Genomic DNA, 20,792 nt, shown 5'->3' on the forward strand with positions numbered 1-20,792 from the left:
ACAGCGCCGCGAGCCCCATTGCCGCCCCACGGGAGAGCGCGAGGCGCCCCGAGCGCACGGTCGCCGGGACGTGGTCGGCGAGCGCGGCGCGCAGCTCCTCCAGCGCCGCCACCGCACCCTCCTCGTCCTCGACTGGTTGCGCGGGGCCTTCGTCCGGCGCCGCCGACGGGGTCAGCGCCGCCATCCGCTGGCGCGCCCGCAGCGCGGTCTCCGGGGTGACACGGGCGCGCCTGATCCGCACCGAAGCGACGTTAGGCAGCGCGCCCGACTGCGTCGGGGGTGCACCGCCCGGCTTGTGGACGCCTCGGGCCGGGACCGCGTCTGTGGACGGCCTAGCGGGGGGAGATGATCACGCCGAGCATTCCCGGCCCGACGTGGGTGCCCACGACCGCGCCCACCTCCTGCACCTGGCAGGCCACGATTCGCGGTACGCGCTGCCGCAGCCGCTCGGCCAGCGTCTGAGCCCGCGCCTCGGTCTGCAGGTGGAGCACGGCGACGTCGACCTCCTGGTCGCCGGCGCGCTCGACAGCGAGCTCCTCGAGACGCGCGATGGCCCGCGAGGACGTACGCACCTTCTCCAGCGGCTCGATCGACCCGTCCTCGATCTGCAGCAGCGGCTTGACCGACAACGCGGCCCCCAGCCGAGCGGTGGCCGGCCCGATCCGGCCGCCGCGGCGCAGGTACTCCAGGGTGTCGACGTAGAACAGCGAGGACGACGTCGCGCAGCGCGCGCGGACGACACGGGCCACCGCGTCGGCGTCGCACCCCGACTCGGCGGCTTCCGCGCCCGCGATCGCCGCGAAGCCCATCGCCATCGCGATCAGGCGGGAGTCGACGACGGTGACCGGGATCGGCGCGTCCCGCGCGGCGACCTCCGCCGAGCCCACCGTCCCACTGAGCTTCGAGGACAGGTGCACCGACACGACCGACGTCGCACCGCGGTCGGCCAGCGTCGCGTACGTCTGCGCGAAGACCTCCGGGCTGGGGCGCGACGTCGTCACCGGTCGCCACTCCCGCAGGGCTTCCACGACCTGCGCCGGCGAGACGTCGACGCCTTCGGAGTAGACCTGCCCGGCGATGACCACCTGGACCGGCACCACCTCGATCCCGTGACGGGACGCCAGATCTCCGGGCAGGTAGGCCGTGGAGTCGGTGACGACCGCTACCCGTTCCGGCATGCGCCGAACGCTAGCCCACGGCCACACCTCGGCGTCGCCGCCGAGAACCGGTCAGCAGGAGCAGGACGCCGGCGAGCAGGGCGCCGATCCCGACCCAGAGGGTGTCGGCCACGCCGGTGGCTCCGGTGTGCGGCAGGGTGCCGGGTCCGCTGACCTCGGGATAGACGATCGTGATGGTGGCGACCACCGCGTTGCCCGCGCTGTCCTCGACGGTGTAGCGCACCGGGGTCGGATCAGCCGTGAAGCCGCTCTCGGGCGTGAACGTCACGGTGCCGCCGGCGCCGACGGTCCAGGTCCCCTCCCCCGACACCACCAGTGTCGTGACGTGCTTGCCGGTGGCCGGGTCGATGAGCCGCAGGGTGTCGAGACGCCACGTCGCGCCGGTGCTCGGCGTGTCGTTGTCGGTCGGGTGGAGGCTCACCGGCTGACCGGTCTGCCCGTGCCGCAGGTCATCGGTCGCACTCGCCGGTACGGGCGCCGCGGGCACGGTGACCGTGACCGTCGCCGTCGCGGTCTGCCCCGAGGAGTCGGTGACGGTGTAGGTGAACGTGGTGGTGCCGCTGAAGCCGGCCGGCGGGGTGTACACCGCCTTCCCACCGACGATCTTCACCGTCCCCTGTCCCTTCGGCGGCTGGGTGACCGTGGTCAGGGTCAGCCCGGACCCGTGGTCGTTCGCGACCACGTCGATCGTGACCGGTGTGGCGGGCGGCGTGGTCGCCGAGTCGTCGACCGCCGTCGGCGTCACGGTCAGGTGGACGGTGGCCGTGGACGTGGCGCCCAGCGCATCGACGATCGTGTAGGTGAAGGAGTCCGGCCCGGAGTAGTCCGTGTCGGGGGTGTAGGTGTAGCTGCCGTCGGCGTGGACGGTGACGCTGCCGCGGGCCGGCGCGGTGTTCGACTGCACCGTGAGGCCGGACCCGGAGTCGTTGGACAGCACGCCCGGGGCAGGCACCGTCAAGGGCGTGTTGACCGGGGTCGTGCCGTGGTCGTCGACCGCGACAGGTGCGCCGGGCGGCGCGACCGTGACGGTCACCGTGGCGGTGGACGTCTGGCCCGAGGAGTCGGTGACGGTGTAGGTGAACGTCGTCGTGCCGACGTACCCGCTCGGCGGGGTGTAGACCGGCTTGCCGGCCACGATGGCGACGCTGCCGGTACCCGGCGCCGGCTGGGTCACCGACGTCACCGTCAGGCCGGTCCCGTGGTCGTTCGCGGTCACATCGACCGTGACCGGGGTCTGGAAGGGCGCCGTGACCGCGTCGTCCACCGCCACCGGCGTCACCGTGAGCGAGACGGTCGCGGTGTCGGTCTGCCCGGCGTCGTCGGTGATCGTGTACGTGAAGGAGTCCGGCCCGGAGTAGTTCGGGTCGGGGGTGTAGGTGTAGCTGCCGTCGGCGTTCACCGTCACGGTCCCGTGGGCCGGGGAGGTGTGCGACGTCACCGTGATGTTCTCGCCCGTGTCGTTGCCGAGGACGCCGGGGGCCGTGACGACCAGCGGGGTGTTGACCTGGGTCGTGCCGGAGTCGTTCACGGCCACCGGCGGGTTGGGCAGGATGTTGACCGCAGCCTGGTCGTCGACGCTCGGGAAGTACGTCCAGGTGTCGAGCCCTTTGACGTCTCCGAACGAGCCCGTGCACGAGGTGTTCGTGTTGCCGCCGGTGTTCTGGCCGTACGCGCGCTGCGAGCCGCTGCTGTCGTAGCCCGTGGTCGGGTCAGCGTGGTCGATCGTCGGCGGGTTGATGCCGCAGAGCACGCTGCCGGGCGTCCCGACGTCGACACCGCTCGAGGTGCGGTAGCCGCGGTCGTCGTAGAAGGCGGTCGTGCAGCTGGAGTTCCCGAACGGGCACACGCCGCCGGGGGCGTTGAGCAAGGTGATGGTCGGGCCGCCGAGGGTGCTGTTCTCGGAGTCCAGCTGCGGGATGTGGTACTCACCGACGTGCAGCGAGCCGTGCACCGGATAGTTCAGACCGACCGGGAACGGCGTGCCGACGTTGTCGTTGCCGTCCCAGGTGACGGTGTGCGACCCGGCTCCGACGTACCCGCGCAGCACCCGGTTGGTGGGCAGGCCTGGGTCGAAGTTGGTGCCGTCACGCGAGATGACCAGCTCGTAGGTGCCTGCCTCATTGGTGCTGAAGGTGAAGGTGCCCCCGCCACCGACCGTGCTGTTGTTGCCGGTCAGGTCCCCGTTGAAGTTCAGCAGCGTGAACGTCGGCGTTGTCGGGGCCAGCGGGATGCCGATCGCGGCGATGGTCGCGTTGGAGAGCGGCTGGAACGACAGCGGGTACTGCGGCGCGCTGAGGTGGACCCCGCCCGCGAGCGTCGTCATCTGGCCGCCCCCGCTGGTGCCGAGGACGTCGTGGTCGAGCGGGGTGACACCGTCGGAGTCCAGGAAGCCGGTACGGCTGCCGTACAGGACGTAGCCGTTGGGGTCCATGCCGCGCGTGTCCGTCTTGTAGCGGAACCCATCGGTCGTCACGACGTAGACGGTCTGGTTGATCGGCAGCCCGTTGCCCCCGGTGAACGCCGCGAGGGCATACGTGAACAGGCGGCCGTTGATGTCGGCGGTGCTGGTGTCCGATGAGCGGACGGTCAGGTCCCATGCCGCGACCGACGTGCCCTGCGCGGCGTTGAAGTCGTTGGCCGAGGTGAGGTTGACGTCGGCGGCCACGGTCCCGTCCGTGCTGCCACCGTCGCCATCCGGCCCGTAGAAGACGACGTTGTAGATGCCCGTGGTCGGCGCGGTGTAGTGGCAGGGCACGTACCCGGTCGGGTTGCCGCCGCCGGTCACCGCCTGCGGCCCGGCCAGCTCCTCGGCGCGGCTGGTGATCCGACCCTGGGCTGCGATGCCCGAGGAGGTGCGCTGGTCGCTGCACCTGAACCCGTTGGTGCCGGTCGTCACGGCCGGCAGCGGTTGGGCGTTCGGGTCGGTGACGACACCGGGGTCGTAGACGAGGATGTCCCCGCTGCCGACACCGACCGCGCTGGAGCCCATCTCGAGGACCTCGCCGGCCGTCGCGTAGACGTAGAACAGCGTCCGCCGGTTGATGTGGGTGTCGGACGGCGGCCCGTAGACGTTCGTGCGCCACTCGATGTTGGCCCGGCAGGTGCCGCCCGCCGCGTTGGTCGCGCACGTGGCATTGGTCGGGTACAGGTCCGCGCTGCCCTCGGCGAAGGCCGCGGACGCCGGGACGGCCGCCAGCACAGCGGCCACCACGACGGCGACCGACAGACGTCGTCTCAGCCTCATCAAGCGCTCCCGTCCACGAGTCAGGCGGGTACCACGTTGACCAGTCGAGGCGCGCGGACGATCACCGTGCGCACCTCGCGGCCTCCCAGCGCCCGCCGCACGGCCTCCGAGGCTAGCGCGCGGGTCCGCAGCTCCTCGTCACCGACGTCGGGTACGACGTCGAGCCGGTCCCGGACCTTGCCGTCCACCTGGACGACGCAGACCACGCTCTCCTGGACCAGCAGCGCGGGGTCGACCGACGGCCAGGGGGCCAGCGCCACGCTGGGGGCGTGGCCGAGCTGCTCCCACATCTCCTCGGCGGTGTACGGCGTCACCAGCGACAGCAGCACGGCCACCGCCTCCACCGCCTCGCGGACCGCCGGGTCCGCCGGTCCTGGTCCGGTGTCCAGCGCCTTGCGGGTCGCGTTGACCAGCTCCATCACCCGGGCGACCGCCACGTTGAAGCGGAAGGTCTCCACCGCGACGGCGGCGTCATGGACCGTGCGGTGCGTGATCCGGCGCAGCGCGACGTCGCCGGTCGCCGGGTCGGCTCCGGGGGCCGAGGTGACGTCGCGCGCCAGACGCAGCGCGCGCCCCAGGAAGCGGGACGACCCCTCGGCCGAGACGTCCGCCCAGTCGATGTCGTCCTCCGGGGGGCCGGCGAAGACCATCGTGAGACGGATCGCGTCCACCCCATGGCGGGCGAGCTCGTCGGACAGGCGTACCAGGTTGCCGCGCGACTTGCTCATGGCCGAGCCGTCCATGATGACCAGGCCCTGGTTCAGCAGCGCGGAGAACGGCTCGTCGAAGTCGACCATGTCGAGGTCCTTGAGCACCTTGGTGAAGAACCTCGCGTACATCAGGTGCAGGATCGCGTGCGTCACTCCCCCGACGTACTGCGCGACCGGCAGCCACTGGGCGACCAGGTCGCGGTCGAACGCTACGTCGTCACGGTGCGGGGAGACGTAGCGCAGGAAGTACCACGAGGAGTCCACGAAGGTGTCCATCGTGTCGGTGTCCCGCTTGGCGGCTCCGCCGCACGACGGGCAGGCGACCTTGACCCAGTCGGTCGCCGCGCCCAGCGGCGAGGTCCCCTTGGGGGACAGGTCGAGGCCGGCGGTGTCGGGCAGACGGACCGGCAGGTCCTCGTCGGGGACCGGGACCTCGCCGCAGCCCGGGCAGTGGATGATCGGGATCGGGGTTCCCCAGAAGCGCTGGCGGGAGATGAGCCAGTCGCGGAGCCGGTAGTTGACCGCCGCCTTGCCGGTCCCCCGCTCCTGAAGGATCTCGATGATGCGCTCGATGGCCTCGGCCTTGCGCAGTCCGTCCAGCGGTCCGCTGTTCACCAGAACGCCGTCCCCCGGGGTCGCCACCCCTGTCTGCGCGGGGTCGGCGAGCCCGTCGCCGGTGTCGACGACCACCCGCACGGGCAGGCCGAAGGCGCGGGCGAAGTCGAGGTCGCGCTGGTCGTGCGCAGGCACCGCCATGATGGCGCCGGTGCCGTAGTCGGCGAGCACGTAGTCGGCGGCCCACACCGGCAGCCGCTCGCCGTTGACCGGGTTGACCGCGTAGCGCTCGAGGAAGACCCCGGTCTTCGGTCGGTCGGTGGCCAGCCGCTCGATCTCGGTGGTGGCCTTGACGCGCTCCAGGTAGTCACGGAACTGCGCCTCGGCGGTGGTGCCGGCCGCCAGCTCGGCGGCCAGGTCCGAGTCGGCGGCGACGACGAAGAAGGTGGCGCCGAAGAGGGTGTCCGGCCGCGTCGTGTACACCGTCACCGGCTCGTCGCGGCCCTCGATCACGAAGTCGACGTCGGCGCCGGTCGAGCGGCCGATCCAGTTGCGCTGCATGGTGAGAACCCGCTCGGGCCAGTGGCCCTCGAGCTCGGCCATGTCGTCGAGCAGCCGGTCCGCGTAGTCGGTGATCCGGAAGTACCACTGGGTGAGCTTCTTCTTCGTGACCAGCTCGCCGCAGCGCTCGCAGCGGCCGCCGACGACCTGCTCGTTCGCGAGCACCGTCTGGTCGTTGGGGCACCAGTTGACGTTGGACGCCTTGCGGTAGGCCAGTCCGCGCTCGAAGAAGCGCAGGAACAGCCACTGGTTCCACTCGTAGTACTCGGGGTCGCAGGTGTTGAGCACCCGGTCCCAGTCGAAGGAGCAGGCGTAGCGGCGCATCGACGCCTTCTGCGTCGCGATGTTCTCGTAGGTCCACGTGCGCGGGTCCGCGCCACGCTTGATCGCCGCGTTCTCGGCGGGGAGGCCGAAGGCGTCCCAGCCGATCGGATGCAGGACGTTGTAGCCCCGGTGAACCCAGTAGCGAGCGATGACGTCGCCGAGCGCGTACGCCTCCGCGTGGCCCATGTGCAGGTCGCCGGACGGGTACGGGAACATGTCGAGCACGTACATCTTGGGCCGCTCGTCGTCAGGGCGGCCGCTGCGGAACGGGGCGAGCTCGTCCCACACCGCCAGCCACTTGTCCTGCATCCGGTGCACGTCCTGGACGTCGTGCTCGCTCGCCCCGATCTCACCCTGCGCCTGCGTCATGCCTGTCTCGTCCCTGTCGTCGGTCCGACCTCACCATAGCCAGCGGCCGGAGGGACGCCCGCCTCGTCCAGCAGCTCGCGGTAGGTCTCGTCCACCGTCCGCACGATGGCCGACCAGTCTCGCTCCTTCAGCACCCAGGAGCGCGCCTGTGAGCCCAGCCGCGCGCGCAGCGTCGTGTCGCCGATGAGGCGTTCGAGCTGGGCGACATAGGAGTCCACGTCCCCTTTGCGGAAGGTCAGCCCGGTCACCTCGTCCTCGACGATCTCGGTGAGCGCCGCGACGTCCGAGACGAGCATCGCCTTCTCCATGGCCATCGCTTCGAACGGCTTCATCGGCGAGACCAGTTCGCAGATCGGCAACGGCAGCCGAGGGATCGTCGAGACGTCCAGCAGCGAGTAGTAGGCGTTGACGTCGTGGTGCGGGACCCGGCCGGTGAACGTCACGACGTCGGACGTGCCGAGCTCCACGTCGAGGTCCTTCAGGGTGGCCATGTTCGTGCCGTCGCCGACGATGAGGACATGGAAGTCGCGGCGACGGGACTTCAGCCGCGCGGCGGCCCGCAGCAGCAGGTCGATGCCCTCGTAGTAGATGAGCGAGCCGATGTAGCCGATGACGACCTTGTCGCGCACCCCGAGCTGGGCCTCGAGGTCACTGTCGCGATCGACCGGACGGAAGTCTTCGGCGTGCACGCCGTTCGGCAGCACGCGCATGTGGCCCTGGGGTACGCCGTGCCGCTCGAGCTCCTCGCGGATGGCCCGGGTGATGACGAACGCCCGGTCGACGCGACAGACCGCCTCCACCTCCTGCTGGACGAGGTAGCGGTAGCGCTCGGTGCCCTCGAACGACGGGCGCTGCGAGGCGCGGCCGAGGTACTCCAGCCCGCGCACCTCGTACACGACCGGGACGCCGAGCCGGCGAGCCGCCCGCTCCGCGGCGTGGCCGAGCGGATAGAACCCGCCGGAGTGGAGGAGGACGGCCCCGCGCCGGCGGGCGTAGTCCTCGAGTCGCGTCGCGAAGCGCTCCGTGTAGGCCTCGAACGGGTGCGCGGGGTAGCGGCGCGACCCAGGGTCGAGCAAGCGGTGGTAGGTCATCTCGTCGACGACGTCGTCCGCGGGTGCCACGCGAGGGTCGTCGGGATCCCATCGGTCGTACGGGTAGCCGTAGCGCGACGCGACCGCGACGTCCCAGCCGAGCTGGGCCAATCCGGTGACGATCCCGTGCGTGCGCGTGGCGTACCCGCCGTTGTTCCACGGCCGGGTGTTGTGCGCGAGGTAGACGACCGATCCCGCCCTGGTCTCGTGCGTGACATCGGCCGCCCCGAGCGTCAGCGGCAACGGGTGACCGAGCAGGGCGAGCTCGTCCGCGCTGGCGGCCAGGATCTCCCGCGCCTCCTCGTCGTCGGGGCGGTGCCCCAGCCGTCGCTGGGCCAGCGTCACCGACAGGGTCAGGTCGCCGACATTGCGCGCCCGGCGGGCGGTACGCGCGTTCGCGAGGGCGAAGCGCCCCGAGCCGCCGAGGATCGGCGTCGCGTCCAGGCGCCGGAACGCCCACCGCTTGCCCGTGCGGACGTGGCGCAGCGCCCGGCTGCGCGCCCGCTGGATCCGGTCAGACATCGACGTGCGCCGACGGGTCGCCGTAGAAGCACAGCCTCGCGTCGCGGGTCAGGATGATCTCCAGGTCACTCACCGGCCAGGTGTGGCTCGAGGGGTCGGCCCGGCGGACGCTGACGTAGTTGAAGCGATCCGCCGAGTACACCCGGACCCCCTGCGCCCCGACCTTGTCGAGGAAGGTCGTGTCCACGGCCCGCGGCACGTCCTCGAAGCGTGCCTGGCGCGCCAGGTCGCCGTCCATCAGCATCGACCCGCCCTGCACCAGTCGCACGTAGCGGTTCTCGTGCTCGGCGCCCCGCAGCAGGACCGCGCCGGACGCGGTCAGGTGGACGTAGTGCGCGAGCTTGCCGACGACCCCGGCGTCGGTGTAGTCGAACGCGTGGACCAGGTCGGTCAGGTACGCCCGCCCATAGAGGTTGTCGTCGTCCATCTTCGCGATGAGCTCCCCGTCGGCCGCGTCCACGCCGAGGTTCATGCAGGCCCCCAGCGTCAGCTCGGCGGGCGCCGACACGACGACGAGCTCGTCGATACCGGCGTCCTTGGCGCGAGCCGCGAGGCTGGCCTCCTCCTCGATGCCGTGCAGCACGAGGACCAGCTGCACGGCCGGATGGTCCTGGCGGCCCACGAAGGACAGCACGTGGTCCAGCTGCCCGGGCCGGTTGGTCGGCACGACGGCGGAGACCGTGCGAGCGCCGCGGGGGGTGGCGAAGCGCGTACCGGCCAGCAGGGCGTCGAGGCGATGGCCGACGGTGTGGGCGGACAGCACGGCGCGCTGCAGGAGCACGCCGGTACGGTCGCGCAGCTCCGGCTGGCGGACGTAGGCGTAGAGGCTGCGCGCCTCCTCGGCGGCATCGCCGGCCGACGACCCCGGGGCGAGGTCGCCGAAGGCGGCGGCGACCGCGTCGTTGCGTCCGGTGACGAAGGGCGTCCGGCTCGCGGCGAGCTGGAGCACCTGGGCGGGCAGCGGGTCGTCCGGCCGCACCGACGGGACCAGCCAGGCGGAGGCCGAGCGGTACGCCGCCCGCAGGGTGCGCTCGTCGGCCCGGCCCGCGATCCGGGAGGTGAGCGCTCGCGTGTACGCCGCCACGACGTCGGCCTTCTTGCCGTAGACAGCGAGCCCGAGTGCCTGGGCCGCCTTGAGCGCGGGCTGCACCTCCTCGCCCGGCGGGGTCGGACCGGCCACGAGCAGGCCCACCTCGGCGGCGCGGACCGACCCGTCGCCCCCGGTGGGTGCGTACAGCCGGGGCTGGACCCCGTGCGGCAGGACCTCGACGCCCGCCCCGGGCAGCGCCGCTCGCCAGGCGTCGCGGCGGCGAGGGTCGACGGTCCACACCGACGTGACGTCGGTCAGGCACGGGGCCAGCGCGGCGACGCAGTCGACGTCAGCGGTGTCCCAGACGAGGACGACGCCGCCGGTCGCGCCAGCCGCCGTCACGAGTGCCCGGACGGCGGCCGCGTCCCAGCCCAGACGCAGGGCCTCGGTCGTGAGCAGGACGACGTCCGGCGCCGCCCGCAGCGCCTCACCCCAGGTCGAGGGGGACACGGGCGTCTGGCACCACTCGAAGGCGAGGGCGGCAGCGAGCGTCGGCTCGCAGGCCACGACCGCCCGCAGCTCGCGGCGGGGCGCAGCGACGGCGGTGTCGTCAGGAAGGCGGCCCAGCGCTGCCGTCCCGGCGGGGGGTGGCACCGGCCGCCACGCGGCCAGCAGGTCCCAGCCCAGACGCCCCCTGCGGGCAGGCTCGCGAGCGGCCCGACGGACGAGCCCGGCGCTCCGGCGTACCCGGTTGAGGATCACGCGGCCCGAGCATGCCAGATCGGCTCAGTCGCGACGCCCCCGCCCGACCCCCTCCTGGTGGCGGCGAAGCGAGCGGCGACGGTACATCTCACGATCGGCCGCGGAGAGCAGCGTCTCGAGGTTCCCCTCGTCCCAGGGGGCGAGCATCGCGCCCCCGACGCTGACCATCGCCGGCCAGACCTCCGGCGCGACCGGCGGCTCCGCGCGCAGCCGATCGCCCACGCGCCGCTCGAGGTCGACCGGCGCGGCACCGGGTCCCTGGCCGAGCACGCAGAACTCGTCCCCACCGAAGCGGGCCACCACGTCTCCGGCCCGAACCACCGAGGCCAGCGCCTCAGCCACCGAGGTGAGCACGGCGTCGCCGGCGGCGTGGCCGACCCGGTCGTTGACCTGCTTCAGACCGTCCACGTCGACGAAGGAGGCGTAGACGGCGTTGCCGGCGCGACGACCGGACGCGACGAGCGCCGGCCCCAGGAGCATGAGGCCACGCCGGTTGAGCAGCCCCGTGAGGTCGTCATGGACCGCAGCCGCCTGGGCCGTCGTGAGCGCGGCGTCGAGCTGGTCGAGGCCACGTCGTCGGGCGAGGTTGATCGCGGCGCCGAGCACGACGGCGGCGACCATCCCGTACACCCAGTGCAGCATCGGCTGCCCGGACAGGCTGGTCGCCGCGACCAGGACCCAGGCGGCGACCGTGACCAGGACCGCGCCGATGGCCCACCAGGTCGCCAGCAGGCCGGCCGCGAGGGCGACGACGACGAGCATGACGCTGCTGGTCTGCCACGCCTGCTTGGTCAGCCCGAGCTGCAGCAGCACGTTGGCGGCCAGGACCCCGCCCATGGCGGCGGTGACCCAGTGCGCGTCGCGGTAGGCCACTGGCCGGCGGTACGTCCGCCAGGAGGTGGCGAGCAGACCCGCTGCGCTGATCGCCGCCACGGTGGTCGTGACGGCAGCGGTCGAGCCGGTCAGGACGAAGGGCTGGATGCAGGCGCAGACCCCCAGGACGACGCCGAGCAGGCCGGCGGTCTCCGGGACCACGCCGGCGACGGCGGCGTCGTAGCGACGTACCGGGTCCACCCTGTCCCATCGACGCAGGCCGGGCGGGACTTGACGGACGACCCGACCTGCAACCTATGGTTGCACCACTGCGGCAGGGCCGATAACATGCAAGGGTTGGTTGCACATCGGAAGGTCGCGCATGGAGCACGGATCCCTGTCCCGACAGGTCTACATCGCCGCCTCGCCCGCGGTGGTCTACCAGGTGGTGAGCAGCCCCGAGCACCTCGCGACCTGGTGGGTCGAGGCGGCCGAGTTCGAGCCGGCTCCGGGGAGCACCGGAGTCCTGTCCTGGGGCGCGACCGGCTGCCGCACCGAGGTGGCGCTCACCGTCGTCGAGGCGGTCCCCGGCGAGCGCTTCTGCTTCCGCTGGGTCTACCCCGAGGGGCAGGCGGCGACGTCGGAGAACTCCATCCTCGTCACCTTCGATCTCCTCCCCCAGGGCGAGGGCACCGTGCTGCGGGTCACCGAGGAGGGGATGCGCGAGAAGGGCTGGGACGCTGCCGTCCTCGAGGAGTACTACAAGGGTCACTCCGAGACCTGGGGCCGGCTGCTGGCCGGACTGCCGGCCTATGTCGCGTCGCTGGCGAAGCGGTGAGGGAGGGCTCCGTGACCCGCACGGTCGACGACGCGCTGTGGGCCGCGATCGGCGACCCGACGCGACGCCACGTCCTCGACCTGCTGCTCGCCGAGGGCCCCGGCTCGGCCAGCAGCCTGAGCCGGCAGCTGCCGGTGACCAGGCAGGCGGTCGCCAAGCATCTCGCGGTGCTGGAACGCGCCGGCCTCGTGGCCCCGCAGCCATCGGGCAGGGAGGTCCGCTACGACGTGGACGCCGAGCAGTTCGCCCGCGCGGTCGCGCAGCTGGCCAGCATCGGGCAGGCGTGGGACGCCCGCCTGCGCCGCATCAAGGCCATCGCCGAGGCGATCGAGCGCGCTGCGACGTCCTAGTTCACGACACGACTCAGCGCACGACACGACATCAGGAGGACGACCATGCACGACATCCGCCACCGCGTAGGGGTCCTCGCCCCGCGGACGCAGGTCTACACCATGCTCGCCTCCAGGTCTGGTCTGGAAGCGGTCTGGACCGACCACGTCGAGGGCGAGAGCGAACCAGGGGCCAAGCTCGCCTTCTACTTCGGCGGGCCACAGCCCGCAGCCGTCATGGAGATCCTCGAGCTCTCACCTGACGAGCGCGTGCGGTGGGGCTGCGTCGAGGGCCCGCAGGAGTGGGTCGACACCACGCTCACCTTTGACATCAGGGAGTCCGACGCAGAGACGGTCGTGCTGTTCACCCACGCCGGCTGGGAGGAGCCCAGCGAGTTCATGCACCACTGCAGCACCAAGTGGGCCACCGTCCTGATCGGCCTGAGGAGCGGGCTCGAAGGCGGGTCCTTCACGGCCTTTCCGGACGACGCCCGGATCAGCAGCAGTTGGCGCTAGGCGCCGCGCGTCAACCCCCGCCGGGTCGCGAGGGTGAGCGCGAAGTCGCCCGCAGCGTCGGTCAATGTCCGGGTGACGTCGAAGCCGGCGGCGACCAGCTCAGCGGCCAGCGATGCCGGTCGGAACTTCGCCGAGATCTCCATGCGCAGCTCCTCACCGCTGGCGAGGTCGAAGGCGAGGTCCGCCCCGGGGATCGTGACGTGCATGGGGGTCTCGGCCCGCAGCCGCAGGTCCATGCGCTCCATGCGCGGATCCCAGAACGGGACATAGCTGAACGCGTCCAGGTCGAAGTCCGCCCCGAGCTCCCGGTTCAGGACCCGCAGGGAGTTGCGGATGAACTCGGCTGTGACGCCTTCGGGGTCGTCGTAGGCGGCGACGAGGCGGTCCACCGGCTTGACCAGGTCGGTGCCGAGGAGCAGGGAGTCACCGGGCTCCAGCGAGTCGGCCAGGGCGCCGAGGAAGGCGGCCCGCTCCTCGACGTAGAGGTTGCCGATCGTGCTGCCGAGGAAGGCGACCATGCGCCGACCGCCCTGCGGCAGCTGGCCCAGGTGCAGGGTGAAGTCGCCGACGAGTGCGTCGACCTGCACGCCGGGATAGCGCAGGGACAGCTCCTCCGCGGCCGTGCGCAGCGTCGACTCCGAGACGTCGACGGGCACGAAGCGGCGCAGGCGCCCGGCCGCGACGAAGGCATCCAGCAGGGTGCGGGTCTTGTCGCTGGTCCCGCTCCCGAGCTCGACGACCGTGGTGGCGCCCGAGAGCTCGACGATCTCCGCGGCGTGGGCGCGCAGCAGCGCACGTTCGCACTCGGTCGGGTAGTACTCCGGCAGCCGGGTGATCCGGTCGAACAGGTCCGAGCCGCGCGCGTCGTACAGCCACTTCGGCGGCAGGCTCCGCGGTTGCTCCCCCAGACCGCGCCGTACGTCGGCCACGAGGCTGGTCGCCGACCAGTCGGGATCGAGCAGCACGCTCACGCTCGGCGTGCGGGACGCGCTCACGACACGCCCCCGGCCGGTGCGGGGGCGCCACCGTCGGCCAGCCGGACTCCCGAGAGCGCCCAGCGGGACTGGTGCGGGAAGAAGTTGCGGTACGTCGCCCGCGCATGCCCCGGCGGCGTCAGCGCGCACCCGCCGCGCAGCACCATCTGGTTCGACATGAACTTGCCGTTGTACTCACCGATCGCACCATCGGCGGGGTGGAAGCCCGGATAGGGGTGGTAGGCCGACGACGTCCACTCCCAGCAGTCTCCGTAGACCTGGCGCAACCGCCCCGTGCTCGGTCCCGCCGCACGGGGGTGGTAGGTCCGCGCGTCGGCCAGGTTCCCGCCGCTGGTCGCGGCGTCGGCCTGCCCGTCCGCCACCACGGCGTGCTCCCACTCGGCCTCGGACGGCAGACGCTTGCCCGCCCAGGTGGCGTACGCCTCGGCCTCGTAGAAGCTCACGTGGCTCACCGGGAGGCCGGGGTTGACCGGCCAGGTGCCGTTGAGGCTGTGCTCGAACCAGGTCCCGTCCACCTCGGTCCAGTAGAAGGGCGCGCGCCATCCCTCGGCGGTGACCTTGGCCCAGCCGTCGGAGAGCCACAGCTGCGGGCGCCGGTAGCCGCCGTCAGCCATGAAATCCAGCCACTCCCCGTTGGTGACCAGCCGGTCCGCCAGCCGGTAGGGCTCCAGCCACTGGCGGTGCCGGGGCTGCTCGTTGTCGAAGTGGAAGCCCGGGCCCTCGTGGCCCACCTCGACCAACCCGCCCTCGACGTCCACCCAGCCCAGCTCGCCGGTCTCGCAGGGCTCGCTGGGCGAACCGGCGTACACCGGTCGCAGCGGGTTGATCGAGAGCACGTGCTTGATGTCCATGAGGAGCAGCTCCTGGTGCTGCTGCTCGTGGTGGAAGCCGAGCTCGATGATCGGCGCGATCTTGTCGATCGTGCCGTCGTCAGCGGTCGATACCAGCTCGCGCATCCGGTCGTCGACGTTGCCGCGGTAGACGCCCACGTCGTGGGCGCCAGGGCGGCTGATCAGCCCCCGCTGCGGCCGCGCGAAGCGCGGGCCGATGGCCTCGTAGTAGCTGTTGAACAAGAACCAGTACGTCTCCTGGAACGGTGCGAAGGACGGCTCGCTGTCGGCCAGCACGAACGTCTCGAAGAACCACGTGACGTGTGCCCGGTGCCACTTGGTCGGCGAGACGTCCGGCATCGACTGCACCGTCTGGTCCTCCGGGGACAGCGGTGCGGCGAGGGACTCGGTGTGGCTGCGCACCTCGTCGTAGCGCTGGACCAGGGCCGCGGCGGTCCACAGGCCGGCGGTACCAGGGCCAGCGGTACCAGGGCCAGCGGTACCAGGGTCAGCGGTCATGACGTCTCCCCTCCTCGGGGCCTGCGGCCGGGCGAGAGTCGGCCGCTTCCACGAGCCTAGGCAGGGGTTCCGACAGGCGGCACCCCGAACGTGTGGACGTCAGGAGTTGTTCACCGATGGCCGGTCGCCCCGGTGTGACCACAGTGGCGTCAGAGGCGGGTGAGGTATCCATCAGGCGTCCGGCCGTCCCCGGTCTCGTCGTCGGGTGAGGGCGGCGACCTCCGCGGTGTTGCCGGACAGCTCGATGGCCCGGTCGTACGCCGCACTCGCGGCCTCGCTGCGGCCGAGCCGGCGCAGGAGGTCGGCACGGGTCGCGTGGAAGGCGTGATACCCGTCGAGGCTCCCCTGGAGACCCTCGACGGTCGCGAGGGCCACCGCCGGCCCGTCGAGCTCGGCGACGGCGACGGCCCGGTTGAGCGCGACGATGGGCGACGGGTCGAGGCGCACGAGCTGGTCGTAGAGGGCGACGATCTGCGACCAGTCGGTGTCGCGCGAGGTGCGTGCCGAGGTGTGCACGGCGCTGATCGCCGCGAGGATCTGGTAGCGGCCCACCGGGACCCCCGCCGCCAGGCGCTCCCTGACCAGGAGATGTCCCTCGGCGAGCAGCAGCGGGTCCCAGGCGGCCCGGTTCTGCTCGTCCAGGGTCACCAGCTCACCGCTCGGGGAGATCCGGGCGTCGCGTCGCGCCTCGGTGAGCAGCATCAGCGCCAGGAGCCCGGCCACCTCGCCGTCGGTCGGCAGGAGGTCACGCAGGAGGCGGGCGAGGCGGATCGCCTCGGCGGTGAGGTCGTGGCGCACGGGATCGGTCCCGGGACCGCTCGCCAGGTAGCCCTCGTTGAAGACGAGGAAGAGGACGGCGAGCACGCCGGACACGCGTGCGGGGAGATCGTCGGTGGACGGCACCCGATAGGGGATGCGAGCGGCCTTGATCTTGGCCTTCGCGCGGGTGATTCGCTGCCCCATGGCGCTCTCCTGCACCAGGAAGGCGCGAGCGATCTCAGCCACGGTGAGGCCGCCGACCATGCGCAACGTCAGCGCCACGCGGGCCTCCATCGCCAGCGCCGGATGGCAGCAGGTGAACATCAGCCGCAACCGCTCGTCGTCGATGGCGCTCGATGGCTCGGGCGGGCCCTCGTCGTACGGCATCTGGGCCTCCCGCTGCTTGCGGTCGCGCTTGCTCTCGCGCCGGAGCCGGTCGATGGCCTTGCGGTTGGCGGTGGTGGTCAGCCAGCCCCCGGGGTTCGGGGGTACGCCGTGGACCGGCCAGCGCTCGACCGCGGTCGCGAACGCCTCGGCGGCGGCCTCCTCGGCGACGTCGAGGTCACCGAAGCGCGCGGCGAGCGAGGCCACGACCCGCGCCCACTCCTCCCGGTGGGCCCTGGCGATCGCCTCCTGCGCCTCGAGGGGGCTCACTCGGCGAGGAACGGCCGCACCTCGACCTTCCGGTTGCATGCCTTCGACCCCTCGGTGGCCAGCTTGAGCGCGACGTCCAGGTCGGGCGCCTCGATGATCCAGAATCCGGCCAGGTACTCCTTGGACTCAACGAACGGACCGTCGGTGACCACCGGCTCCGTGCCGCGGTTGTCGATGACGGTGGCTGTGTCGGGCGGCCCGAGTCCCCCGGCGAAGATCCAGTGGCCCTCGGCCTGCAGCGCGTCGTTGAACACGTCGATGGCTGACATCTCGTCTGCGGTGGCCAGGCTGGTCGTGTCGTGGATCACGGACACCAGGTACTGCATCGTGGGCATCTCCCGCGTGCTCGGTGGCGCCCCGGCGGGCGGCCGCTCACCCCTTCAACGAACAAGGCAGGACCGATCCGACACCCCTCCATCGGAGGCGCCGATGCTATCGAGGACCATGGTCGGGCAGGGCCGTCCTCGAGGCTCTAGGACCGGCCTGTCAGGGCGACCTCCACCTGTGACTGCGCCTCGACGGCTCGGGTGAGCCAGGGCGCCGCGCCGAGCCTCTCGAACGTCTCTCTGGCGGACGTGATCGCCTTGTCGGCGTCGTCGGGCCGGGCCTGGCCGAGCAGCCATTCGGCGAGCTCGAGGCGAACCACGGCGGTGCGGAACGCGAGGTCGTGGTCCGCGAACTCCGACTCCGCGGCACGAAAGTTGGCCTCGACGGTGCCCGATGCTCCCGTCATCGCCTCCACGCGGGCATGGAAGCGAGCCGACTCCCCGCGCAGGGTCGGCGTGAGCTGACCCGGGTGCAGCTTCGCCGCCCAACTCAGGAGTTCGCCGGCCTTGGCGAGCTCTCCGAGCGAGAGTGAAGCCTCCAGCGCCTCCACGAAGCACCCCTTGATCCGTCGATCGATACCCACCTGGCTCTGGAGGGAGAAGCCTCTCTCTGCCGCGATGCGGGCTTGCTCGTGACGTCCTTGGTGGCGCAGCAGTCGAGCCGAGCTGTAGGCATGGGCCGCAACCAGCTCCGGGTCGTCGGTGTCCTGCTGCCAGTCCTGAGCCTCGAGGATGTGAGCCGCCCGTACCGATTCGCCGCGCTCGCACAGGAGGGGGACGGTCGAGACGGCCTCCCCGCCCGCGAACCTGCTGGCTTGCAGGCTGCTCGCCTCGTCGATTCGCTGAAGAGCCTCCGCCCACATGCCCAGCTCGACCAAGGAGGGGACCATGCCCAGCAGCGCCGTCACCAGCCGTTCGGTGTCGCCGCGCTGGCGAGCCCGTTGCTCGAGCTCACGGCAGACGGCGATGGACTCGGAGTAGCTCTCACACCCCTCGAGGGCGTTGGCGAGGTTGTTGGCGCTCCTCAGCCATTCCTCGGGTGAGTCGACTGCTCGGGAGAGGTCGACGGCGGCCTGGAGCAGCACCCTGGCCTCCACGAGTCGGCTGCGGCTCACCAGGACATTGCCCTTGCTCGTGAGGGCGCCGGCGAGCACGTCACCGAGCCCGAGGACCTCGGCGAGCCCGAGCGCGCGTTCCAAGGTCTCGGAGGCCTCATCGAGTTCCCCTCGCAGCATCTGCATCCGGCCCAGGGACGCGAGCGTCGCCGCCAGCTCTCGGCTCGGACCGTCGCGTTCCAGCGTCGGCACGGCAGCGCGCAGCCGGTTCGACGCCGTGTCCAGGCGAAGCTCGGCGACGTCGACGTCCGCGAGGGCGACGCTGGCCCGGGCCGAGGCCGCAGGATCGTCAGGCGCGGCCAGCTGGACGGCCAGTTCCAGACGACTGCGGGCGGCGACGGAGTCGCCGCTCTGCAGGGCGAGTACGCCCGCTCGCTGCAACAGTTCAGAGCGCAGATGGACGTCGTCGGCGGCGAACTCCGCCGCTTGGTCGAACTGGCGCAGCGCGTCCTCGGGGGCGGCGAGCGACGCGGCACGCTCGCCGGCTTGCACCAGGGCAGCGACCGCACGCGCGCGGGTCTCCACGACGTCAGGGGCGTCGGGGACGGCTGCGACCGCTGCGACGAGGTGCGCCGCAATGACCTCGGGCGCGTCCTCCTCGAGTCCCTGCAGCGTCGCCTCGAGCGCGGTGACCGCAGCAAGGTGACGTGCCCTTCGGTCGTGTCGGGAGAGCGTCTCGTACGCGAGCTGGCGCAACAGGTCCTGCAGGAATCCGTACTGTCCCCGCTCCGCCGAGCGAGGGTCCAGCTGGAGTGACAGGACCTCCTTGCGCACCAGGCTGGAGAGGAGAGGGTCGAGCTCTGCCTCGGCGACCCCCGTGAGTGCGGCGAGAGCCTGTTTGGTGAAGGTCTTGCCCAGCACGCACGCATCCTGGACGAGGCGTCGCTCCGGCGCCGGTAGCCCGTCGAGTCGGGCCGCCACCAGAGCATGCAGCGTCTCGGGCACCTCGAGGGTCTCGATCGCCCCGGTCGGCTGGTACACGGCGCCGGTCTGGACCAGAAGCCCCCGGTCGAGCAGCATGCGCACGGTCTCCACGGCATAGAGCGGCACACCCTCGGCGCGCTCCAGCACGCGGGCCTTCAACTCCTGGGGCAGGCCCGGCACGTAGCCCTCGAGAAGCCGGCTCATGTCGCTGTCGGTGAGAGGCTCGAGGCCGATCACCGCCGCATTGCGGACTCCACGGCCGAAGTTGGGATGGGAGTCGGCCAGCTCCGGGCGCGAGCAGGCGATGACGTAGAGGCGCTGGGAGGCCGACCACTCGAGCAGGAACTCGATGAAGGCGAGCAACCCCTGGTCCGCCCACTGCAGGTCCTCGAAGACGAGCACGACCGGCTGGACGTCGGCGAGCCGTTCGAAGAACATCCGCCAGGCGGCGAACAGGTCCGGACGGTCGGAGTCCACGCGCTCCTGAAGCCCGAGCAGGTTCGCCACACGAGGCCCGACCCAGGCTCGTTCGTCGGGGTCCGGCAGGTACTCCTCGAGGCAGGCGGCCAGCTTCTCCCGTGCCTCCTCCGGGTTCTCACCTTCGAGGATGCGCGCCCGCACTCGCACCATCTCGGCGAGGGCCCAGTAGGCGACGCCTTCGCCGTAGGACAGGCATCGACCGCGGTGCCACCAGACGCTCTCGGCCAGACCGTCGAGGTACTTGAAGAACTCCCAGACCAGCCGCGACTTGCCGATCCCGGCGATCCCCGTGATGTGCACGAGGTGGGCACAGCTCTCGTCGGCAGACGCGTGGAACAGCTCCTTGACGAGGCGCATCTCGCGCTCGCGGCCGACGAACGGAGCCTCGAGAGCCTCCGAACGTTGCGCTCCGCCCACGGCCGCGGTCACGCGTACCGCCCGCCACAGGAGCACCGGCTCGGTCTTGCCCTTCAGCAGGTGCTCACCGAAGGAGGAATAGGCGATGGCGAGGTCCGACGCGCGGCGAGTCGAGTCTCCGACGAGCACGGTCCCGGGCTCCGCGACAGCCTGGATCCGGGCGGCGGTGTTGACCAGGTCACCGGCCACCATGCCCTCCCCCTCCGCCGCGAGGTTCACGGCGGCCTCGCCGGTCAGGACGCCGGCACGTGCCTGGAGGCTGGGAACCCCCAACTCCTCTCCGAGCGCCGCCACGGCGCCGACGAGATCGAGCCCAGCCCGAACGGCTCGCTCCGCGTCGTCCTCCTGGGCTATCGGCGTGCCCCAGACCGCCATGACCGCGTCCCCGATGAACTTCTCGACGATCCCGCCGTACAACGCGACCAGTCGGCGGCAGTTGTCGTAGTACCGGGTGAGGATCTCGCGCACCTCTTCGGGGTCCCGCGACTCGGACAGGGACGTGAACCCCACGAGGTCGACGAAGACCACGGAGACCAGCCGACGCTCCGAAAGCGCTGCGAGCGGGCGCGGGCCCGAGCCGAGTGGCGCCGCCGCCGGGTCGAGCAGACCCAGCCCGCAGTCGCCGCAGAACTTCTTGCCCGGCGGGTTCTCGGATCCACAGCCTGGGCAGACAAGCGAGAGGGGAACGCCGCAGTCACCGCAGAACCGCTTTCCGGCTGGGTTCTGGGCGCCGCACGAGGCGCACGTGACCATGGCCGGAGCCTACGCTGACAAGATCGCAGCTCCGATCCATCCGGCCACACCGTTCCATCCGGCCACACCGTGGTGGAGCTGAGGGGACTCGAACCCCTGACCCCCTGCATGCCATGCAGGTGCGCTACCAGCTGCGCCACAGCCCCAGCCGCCCTCGCGGGCGAGCCAACAGGATAGC

15 protein-coding genes and 1 tRNA gene are annotated in these 20,792 nt (G+C 71.6%); 3 read left to right on the forward strand and 13 right to left on the reverse strand.

Annotated elements, in window-relative coordinates; genetic code table 11:
- The 7 genes from VMI11_07895 to VMI11_07925 form a co-directional block, all read right to left on the reverse strand.
- Positions 1–241: hypothetical protein (locus tag VMI11_07895; protein HTY72331.1), on the reverse strand; the 241-nt coding region annotated here is incomplete at its 3' end.
- Positions 242–332: 91 nt separating this feature from the next.
- Positions 333–1,178 (reverse strand): DegV family protein, encoded by an 846-nt coding sequence (locus VMI11_07900; GenBank protein HTY72332.1) that lies wholly within the window; start codon positions 1,176–1,178, stop codon positions 333–335.
- A 10-nt stretch (positions 1,179–1,188) separates the two neighbouring features.
- On the reverse strand, positions 1,189–4,422 hold the full coding sequence (locus VMI11_07905; GenBank protein ID HTY72333.1) for an Ig-like domain-containing protein: 3,234 nt from the start codon (positions 4,420–4,422) through the stop codon (positions 1,189–1,191).
- Between the two features lie 20 nt (positions 4,423–4,442).
- Complete coding sequence (gene leuS / locus VMI11_07910; GenBank protein HTY72334.1) at positions 4,443–6,941, reverse strand: leucine--tRNA ligase; 2,499 nt, start codon at positions 6,939–6,941, stop codon at positions 4,443–4,445.
- A complete protein-coding gene (locus tag VMI11_07915; protein HTY72335.1) occupies positions 6,938–8,554 on the reverse strand; it encodes a glycosyltransferase family 4 protein in 1,617 nt (538 codons plus the stop codon). Before VMI11_07915 ends, leuS begins: the two co-directional genes overlap by 4 nt.
- Complete coding sequence (locus VMI11_07920) at positions 8,547–10,346, reverse strand: glycosyltransferase (GenBank protein HTY72336.1); 1,800 nt, start codon at positions 10,344–10,346, stop codon at positions 8,547–8,549. The genes VMI11_07915 and VMI11_07920 overlap by 8 nt, the downstream gene beginning before the upstream one ends.
- Before the next feature lie 24 nt (positions 10,347–10,370).
- On the reverse strand, positions 10,371–11,420 hold the full coding sequence (locus tag VMI11_07925; GenBank protein ID HTY72337.1) for a GGDEF domain-containing protein: 1,050 nt from the start codon (positions 11,418–11,420) through the stop codon (positions 10,371–10,373).
- A 121-nt stretch (positions 11,421–11,541) separates the two neighbouring features.
- On the opposite strand from VMI11_07925, the gene VMI11_07930 reads away from it, so the two are divergent.
- From VMI11_07930 to VMI11_07940, 3 genes are read left to right on the forward strand one after another with little or no spacing between them, the layout of a single operon-like run.
- Positions 11,542–11,997, forward strand: coding sequence for an SRPBCC domain-containing protein (locus VMI11_07930; GenBank protein ID HTY72338.1), 456 nt, complete (start codon positions 11,542–11,544; stop codon positions 11,995–11,997).
- 11 nt (positions 11,998–12,008) lie between these two features.
- Entirely contained in the window at positions 12,009–12,347 is a 339-nt protein-coding gene (locus VMI11_07935) for a metalloregulator ArsR/SmtB family transcription factor (GenBank protein ID HTY72339.1), read from the forward strand.
- 45 nt (positions 12,348–12,392) lie between these two features.
- Positions 12,393–12,842 (forward strand): SRPBCC domain-containing protein, encoded by a 450-nt coding sequence (locus VMI11_07940; protein ID HTY72340.1) that lies wholly within the window; start codon positions 12,393–12,395, stop codon positions 12,840–12,842.
- Here the strand turns inward: VMI11_07940 and egtD are convergent.
- From egtD to VMI11_07970, 6 genes are all read right to left on the reverse strand, one after another.
- Positions 12,839–13,837: an L-histidine N(alpha)-methyltransferase gene (gene egtD / locus VMI11_07945; GenBank protein HTY72341.1), complete on the reverse strand. Its 999-nt coding sequence runs from the start codon at positions 13,835–13,837 to the stop codon at positions 12,839–12,841. The two genes, VMI11_07940 and egtD, sit on opposite strands and share 4 nt — an antisense overlap.
- Positions 13,834–15,186 carry an ergothioneine biosynthesis protein EgtB gene (gene egtB, locus VMI11_07950; GenBank protein HTY72342.1) on the reverse strand — a complete coding sequence of 451 codons (1,353 nt, stop codon included), beginning with the start codon at positions 15,184–15,186 and terminating at the stop codon, positions 13,834–13,836. The genes egtD and egtB overlap by 4 nt, the downstream gene beginning before the upstream one ends.
- Positions 15,187–15,357: 171 nt before the next feature.
- Positions 15,358–16,599 (reverse strand): sigma-70 family RNA polymerase sigma factor, encoded by a 1,242-nt coding sequence (locus tag VMI11_07955; GenBank protein HTY72343.1) that lies wholly within the window; start codon positions 16,597–16,599, stop codon positions 15,358–15,360.
- The gene (locus tag VMI11_07960; protein HTY72344.1) at positions 16,596–16,925 is read right to left on the reverse strand and encodes a YciI family protein; all 330 of its coding nucleotides are present in this window, start codon (positions 16,923–16,925) and stop codon (positions 16,596–16,598) included. Before VMI11_07960 ends, VMI11_07955 begins: the two co-directional genes overlap by 4 nt.
- A gap of 146 nt (positions 16,926–17,071) precedes the next feature.
- A complete protein-coding gene (locus VMI11_07965) occupies positions 17,072–20,614 on the reverse strand; it encodes an AAA family ATPase (GenBank protein HTY72345.1) in 3,543 nt (1,180 codons plus the stop codon).
- Positions 20,615–20,684: 70 nt separating this feature from the next.
- A tRNA-Ala gene (locus VMI11_07970) sits at positions 20,685–20,760 on the reverse strand.
- Positions 20,761–20,792: the final 32 nt, after the last annotated feature.

The organism is Actinomycetes bacterium (assembly GCA_035506535.1).
Lineage (GTDB): Bacteria > Actinomycetota > Actinomycetes > DATJPE01 > DATJPE01 > DATJPE01.